9 protein-coding genes are annotated in these 5,234 nt (G+C 62.7%); all 9 read right to left on the bottom strand.

Annotated elements, in window-relative coordinates; all coding sequences use genetic code 11:
• Window positions 1-23 precede the first annotated feature (23 nt).
• The 9 genes from Y708_RS0104910 to Y708_RS0104870 all read right to left on the bottom strand — a co-directional run bounded on the left by Y708_RS0104910 (window position 24) and on the right by Y708_RS0104870 (window position 4,837).
• Window positions 24-335, bottom strand: coding sequence for a HigA family addiction module antitoxin (locus Y708_RS0104910; RefSeq protein ID WP_028279062.1), 312 nt, complete (start codon window positions 333-335; stop codon window positions 24-26).
• A 172-nt stretch (window positions 336-507) separates the two neighbouring features.
• The gene (locus Y708_RS22950; RefSeq protein ID WP_035775317.1) at window positions 508-1,113 is read right to left on the bottom strand and encodes an ATPase; all 606 of its coding nucleotides are present in this window, start codon (window positions 1,111-1,113) and stop codon (window positions 508-510) included.
• Window positions 1,113-1,472 (bottom strand): TA system antitoxin ParD family protein, encoded by a 360-nt coding sequence (locus Y708_RS28125; protein WP_028279061.1) that lies wholly within the window; start codon window positions 1,470-1,472, stop codon window positions 1,113-1,115. Before Y708_RS28125 ends, Y708_RS22950 begins: the two co-directional genes overlap by 1 nt.
• A gap of 397 nt (window positions 1,473-1,869) precedes the next feature.
• Window positions 1,870-2,289, bottom strand: a complete 420-nt coding sequence (locus Y708_RS0104895; RefSeq protein WP_028279060.1) for a type II toxin-antitoxin system VapC family toxin — start codon at window positions 2,287-2,289, stop codon at window positions 1,870-1,872.
• Entirely contained in the window at window positions 2,286-2,519 is a 234-nt protein-coding gene (locus Y708_RS0104890; RefSeq protein ID WP_028279059.1) for a FitA-like ribbon-helix-helix domain-containing protein, read from the bottom strand. The genes Y708_RS0104895 and Y708_RS0104890 overlap by 4 nt, the downstream gene beginning before the upstream one ends.
• Before the next feature lie 243 nt (window positions 2,520-2,762).
• On the bottom strand, window positions 2,763-3,287 hold the full coding sequence (locus Y708_RS0104885) for a hypothetical protein (protein ID WP_028279058.1): 525 nt from the start codon (window positions 3,285-3,287) through the stop codon (window positions 2,763-2,765).
• Window positions 3,288-3,453: 166 nt separating this feature from the next.
• Window positions 3,454-3,768, bottom strand: a complete 315-nt coding sequence (locus Y708_RS30325) for a hypothetical protein (RefSeq protein ID WP_028279057.1) — start codon at window positions 3,766-3,768, stop codon at window positions 3,454-3,456.
• Between the two features lie 290 nt (window positions 3,769-4,058).
• Window positions 4,059-4,397, bottom strand: coding sequence for a HepT-like ribonuclease domain-containing protein (locus Y708_RS0104875; RefSeq protein ID WP_028279056.1), 339 nt, complete (start codon window positions 4,395-4,397; stop codon window positions 4,059-4,061).
• On the bottom strand, window positions 4,394-4,837 hold the full coding sequence (locus Y708_RS0104870; protein ID WP_028279055.1) for a helix-turn-helix domain-containing protein: 444 nt from the start codon (window positions 4,835-4,837) through the stop codon (window positions 4,394-4,396). Before Y708_RS0104870 ends, Y708_RS0104875 begins: the two co-directional genes overlap by 4 nt.
• Window positions 4,838-5,234: the final 397 nt, after the last annotated feature.

Here is a 5,234-nt window from a genome sequence, read left to right as displayed (position 1 = left end):
GCCCGGCTCGAGGATCGACTCCGTCAGACCTTCACGCGACGTTGCAGCGGGACAATCGCGCCGAACTCATCGGTCACGCGATCCTCGGCCATATCCAAGTCGTAGTGCGTCTGCAGGTTGAGCCAGAACTGCGCCGACGTGCCGAAGTACTTGCCGAGCCTCAGTGCCGTATCAGCCGTAACAGCGCGCTTGCCATGCACGATCTCATTGATGCACCGCGGCGGCACTCCGATCGACACCGCGAGGTTGTTCTGCGTGATGCCGAAACCCTCGATGAAGTCCTCCATGAGGACCTCGCCCGGGTGAATGGGAGCGAGCTTGTCAGTGGTAGTCAACGATCTCCACCTCCTCGGACCAACGTCGGTCGCGCGCGTAGCAGATCCGCCCCTGGTCGTTGATCCTGATGCTATCCTGCCCAGCCCGATCGCCCGCCCTTCAACGCCTCGAGCCGGTTTCCGGGTGGAAAAACATAACGAATTACTGTGCAACGTCTCACCGATCGTGCGTCTACCCGCCGTCGCGTTGGCCGTGATCGACACTGCCTTCAGCTTCCCGCAGGGCGTACGGCGTCCACGTCGCCCAGCTCGGGGAACCGATGAGCACACCGTGCTCAAACGAAGCGCACGGACGAAATGGAGCGCGTGCGCTGCTGTTGTCGAGCACCGCGGTCACATCGGCGATTCGGATCGCCGCGCCGAGATGCCCCCATAGACGCGCGTAGCGGTCGCGGATCTTCTGCTCAGGCACCTCATGGCCGCCGCGGCGAACGCGCTCGAGGACGCGCTGGACGGTGAGCTCGACGGGGACGATGACCACATGTAGATACACGAGGTATCCGGCGTCCACGGCGTCTGAGACAAGCTGAACCTTGCTCGGGTGTGAAAACACCGTCTCCGAGATAAAGGACTCCCCGTCGGCGATCCGCTCGCGACGCCGCGCTTCGGCGATCTGCGCGGCCTCGTAAGCACGCGCGGCCTGGGCCTCGGGCCACAGCGAAGCGGCGATCTCGTCGGCGTTGATGAACGGCAGGCCGGTCGTCGGCTTCAGGACGTCACGGACGTAGCTGGACTTCCCGGCACCGTTGGGTCCAACGAGCAGATGCAGCAGCGGCATCAGCCGTGAGCCGGGTGAACGAGGAGGTTGCCGTCCCCGTCGACCTCTGAGTACGATTCGCCTGCCGCGGCGAATTGCGCCGCGTAGTCCAACTCGCCTCGCAGCGCAGTCATGCGATCGGCCCATTCCTCACGGACGATAGCCTGCTCCTGCTCTCCGAGCGAGTCGTATGAGCTCGTGCCTGCGAGGACCTGGATGATCGCACGGTGGTTCACCCCCGGCGACATCTCCAGCTCGCGTCCGATGCGCGCCCAATGCGCAATCTGCTGAGGCACAGTGCGCGACGTGACAAGCGTGGCTGCGAGCGCGGACTCATACACGTCTGCGGGAAGACGGGTCGGCTGGCTGGTCCTAGTCATGGTCCAATAGTAGCACCGTGCTACACGGCCGACCCGGTCGCTCGCACAATAGTTCCTGTTGAGTCATCGCCTACGTGCCTGCCTGCCCCCACTGAAATCTTTCGTCTAACGATGCGTCGAGTGCACTCATCTGACTTTAGCGTCAGCACGGTTCCAAAATCGCTTTACTTGGCCACCAGTTAAGCCTGCAGGCCACGAACATAAGGTACTTGAGGTCCTCCAGCATGGACGGACAGGTCCGTGACCCCACCCCGAGAAAAAACTGCAGACCAGAATTCACCTACACATTGAACCTAAATTCGACGACGTCACCACACATGAAAACGTCTGGAACTCCGAGCGCTGACTCCCCGATGCTCCGCGACGCCTTGGCGCAGCCGCAGGACGATCGTGGAACTCAAGCTCCCCAAGGGTTAAGCAGCTCGATCCCTGTCTGAGCGAAATCTCCCGTGTTCCGGGTCGCGCACGTGGCCCCGTGCGCCCGGCAAATCGCGGCAATCTGGGCGTCGGCCGTGTGGATCGGCATCCCCATCTGCTCGCGCACGACGAGGACGTCTGCGTACTGCTCAGCAGCGATATCGTCGAACGGCAGGATGGCTCGGGTCTCCCGGTAGGGCTCCAGCGCAGCGTCGATCCGATTACTCAGCATCGACCTGCGCCGTCCCTTCGGGAGTCGGCGCACGCCAGCCAGCAACTCGGCGAGAGTGACGGCAGTGATGGAGACCTCGCCACTGAGGGATTCCAGCCACGTGACGACCTGGGAGTCAGGCTGCGGCTTGAATATCTCCGAGATGACGTTCGTGTCGAGAACGATCACTCGAAGTCCACCGCTCGCGCGACGTCTGTGCGCTCGGGGATCGGGAGGTCGTCCACCCCGCCGGCCTCCTGTGCCGCCTGCATGAGCGCCAAGCCGACGTGGGGCCAACTCGCGGCCTTGGTGAGAATTTGGCGGACCTCGGCCTCCATGGAACGGCCGTGCGCCTTCGCCTGCGTGGCGAGCTGCTTCTTCACAGACTCGTCGAGACCGCGGATAACGATGGATGCCATCGTGACCACCTCCTCAAGTGATATCAGCAATGATAGCAAGCGGTTGGGTCTTGAACGAGAACCAACCTGTCAACGAGGGATCAGCACCGGACGCCCCCTTGCGCAGGCGGCGCCCATTCGCAGCGAGCAGTCGCGATCAGCCCCGCCGCAGTGACACTGCGCTCCAGTGAGTCGCGGTTGACCGCCGGCGGGCAGAACGCGTCATGGTCACGCCAACGTGGATACGTTGCTGCTGCACCGAGGTCAACCGATCACGTAGGCGAATCCGCGCCCCTCCGAGGCCACCGCGTGGACGAAGTCTCTGGCCCGATGGAGTAGCTGAGTGGCATAGGCGAGCTCGGACCCCAACGCCTCACAAGAAGAACAGACCCCGTCCATACCAGCTTCCATGTCGTGGTCGCTGATCGACTCCAAGTCCAGGGCGATCAGTGCGACCTCACGTGGAGGAAGGGCGCGCACCCACGGGCGCCATGTGAAACTGTCGTCAGTGTATGTCACCCGCCCTTCGAATATTCGGTAGGCCGCTCTGGCTCCAGCACCCGAAGAGGGCGGAGCAGTAAGCCGCTGCAGGTACGGCCATGCCTTGTCGAGGTAGAGAAGGTCGCGCCCGGTCAGGGATTGTCGGAAGTCTGTGACGCCCTGCGTGAAGCCCGGCTCAAGGCCCAATGCGTCCGCGAGCGGGTCGGAGCCGATCACGGTGAGTGGGTCAGCGAGAGCTTCCTCGGTCTGATCGTTGTCGAATGCGTATGCGTAGTATCTGATTCCCATACGACAATTCTGAGACGGCAGTACGCTGCGCAGGCCGGCATCCTGCCATCTGTGGATAACTCGAGTCAACGGATCGGCGGTCGTCAGACGTTAAATCGAAATTCAATCGCGTTCCTGCACTTGGAAACGTTACGAATTACTGTGCAACGTCTCACCGATCGTACGTTTACCCGCCGTCGCGTTGGCCGTGATCGACACTGCCTTCAGCTTCCCGCAGGGCGTACGGCGTCCACGTCGGCCAGCTCAGGGAACCGATGAGCACACCGTACTCAAACGAAGCGCACGGACGAAATGGAGCGCGTGCGCTGCTGTTGTCGAGCACCGCGGTCACATCGGCGATTCGGATCGCCGCGCCGAGATGCCCCCATAGACGCGCGTAAAGGTTGCCATCCTCGTCGACCTCTGAGTGCTGTTCGCCTGCGGCGGCGATTGCGCCGCGTAGTCCAGCCCGCCTCGCAGCGCAGTCATGCGATCGGCCCATTCCTCACGGACGATTGCCCCTGCTCTCCGAGCGAGTCGTATGAGCTCGTGCCTGCGAGGACCTGGGTGATCGCACGGTGGTTCACCCCCGGCGACATCTCCAGCTCGCGTCCGATGCGCAATCTGCTGAGGCACGGTGCGCGATGTGACGAGCGTGGCTGCGAGCGCGGACTCATACACGTCTGCGGGAAGACGGGTCGGCTAGCTGGTCCTAGTCATGGTCCAAACATTGAATCTAAACTCAACCACGTTCCGGCACGGAGTAACCTTTCCCCGACGGGCCTCGCGGTCTCACTTTGCTGAGAGCGACTGGATCTGCCTGCTAATCGCCGGCAGGTCGAGGATCATCGTGTCCCAGACCGCACCGTAATCCGTTCCCTCGTAGTGATGCGCCAGGCGATCCCGCATCCGTTTGATCAATGACCATGGCACTTCGGGATGCCGTTCGGTCGTGGCGCCGCTCAGACGAGCCACATTCTCGCCAATCTTGATGATCAGTGACTCTGCCGCCAGGCCCGGAACGTTGTCGGGGTCCCCGAAGTACCACTTGTCGCCGCGTGCCACGAGATTCGCGCCGACGCCACACAGCCGGACGATCTCAGTCAGAGTCGAGTCATCCCGCCTATTCATACCGCGACAGCCGTCACCAAGATCTCATGATCGGCCCGCAGACCTCCGTCGGTCACCACATCGACCTCGACACCGAGCAACTCGCTCGCGTCAGCAGCGAACGCCGCGACCGTAAGCAACCCGGTGCCGGGTGAGCGGGTGACCAAGATGTCCAGATCGCTGCCGGAACTATCTGTGCCGCGAGCCGCCGAGCCGAATACACGGACATTGTCGAAGCCGTACCGGCCCGCAAGGCTCAGAAGGTCGGCACGGCGTGCAGCGAGCGCATCATGAGGCAGCGGCCGCGCGGCTGCCCGCAGGCGCTCAAGCATCTTGACAGAGACGCTGCGCCGCCCAGCCTCATAGGCGGCAATATTCGGCTGAGCAACCCCGGACCGCCGGGCAAGCTCTGCCTGGCTCAGGCCGGCTGCCTCTCGAAGCGCTCGAACTGGATTCACCATGGTCAAATTATATCGCATGATATAACCCAGCGACAGCTAGAACGATCCTGTCCCGGAGCTCACGCCTCACCCAGGCTTATAACGTCGCAGACGTAGTCATATGTACAAAGTGCCCCGCAAAGTTATTAACCTAGTCCGAAAATGAGGCGGGTTAGGCGCTTAGGTGGGCATGGTGACGCTTCCGGCCGGTGGCCGGTCACGTGACTGGTTGGGCGGGGTCAGGCGGCTGTTGCCGGGGTGAGGGTGACGTTGTAGCCGAGGGCTTCGAGCTGGCGGATATGGCCGCGCTTCCTGGTGTCCGGATTGGTCCGCCGGGTGTAGTGGTCGGGGCCGAGGTCGTGGAAGCGGGTGTCGGGGTTGGCCAGTAGATGCCAAATGATCACGAGGATGGAACGGG

The sequence above is a fragment of the Arthrobacter sp. H5 genome (genome assembly GCF_000520595.1).
Lineage (GTDB): Bacteria > Actinomycetota > Actinomycetes > Actinomycetales > Micrococcaceae > Arthrobacter_D.
Note: the sequence above shows the minus strand (reverse complement) of the source record. Positions and strands in the feature narration are given on the sequence as shown.

Excerpts from the sequence above, each read along its gene's own strand:
- Y708_RS22950 (WP_035775317.1), bottom strand. The coding sequence starts at position 1,113 with ATGCCGCTGCTGCATCTGCTCGTTGGACCCAACGGTGCCGGGAAGTCC.
- Y708_RS28125 (WP_028279061.1), bottom strand. The coding sequence starts at position 1,472 with ATGACTAGGACCAGCCAGCCGACCCGTCTTCCCGCAGACGTGTATGAG.
- Y708_RS0104890 (WP_028279059.1), bottom strand. The coding sequence starts at position 2,519 with ATGGCATCCATCGTTATCCGCGGTCTCGACGAGTCTGTGAAGAAGCAG.
- Y708_RS0104885 (WP_028279058.1), bottom strand. The coding sequence starts at position 3,287 with ATGGGAATCAGATACTACGCATACGCATTCGACAACGATCAGACCGAG.
- Y708_RS30325 (WP_028279057.1), bottom strand. The coding sequence starts at position 3,768 with ATGGGCCGATCGCATGACTGCGCTGCGAGGCGGGCTGGACTACGCGGC.
- Y708_RS0104875 (WP_028279056.1), bottom strand. The coding sequence starts at position 4,397 with ATGAATAGGCGGGATGACTCGACTCTGACTGAGATCGTCCGGCTGTGT.
- Y708_RS0104870 (WP_028279055.1), bottom strand. The coding sequence starts at position 4,837 with ATGGTGAATCCAGTTCGAGCGCTTCGAGAGGCAGCCGGCCTGAGCCAG.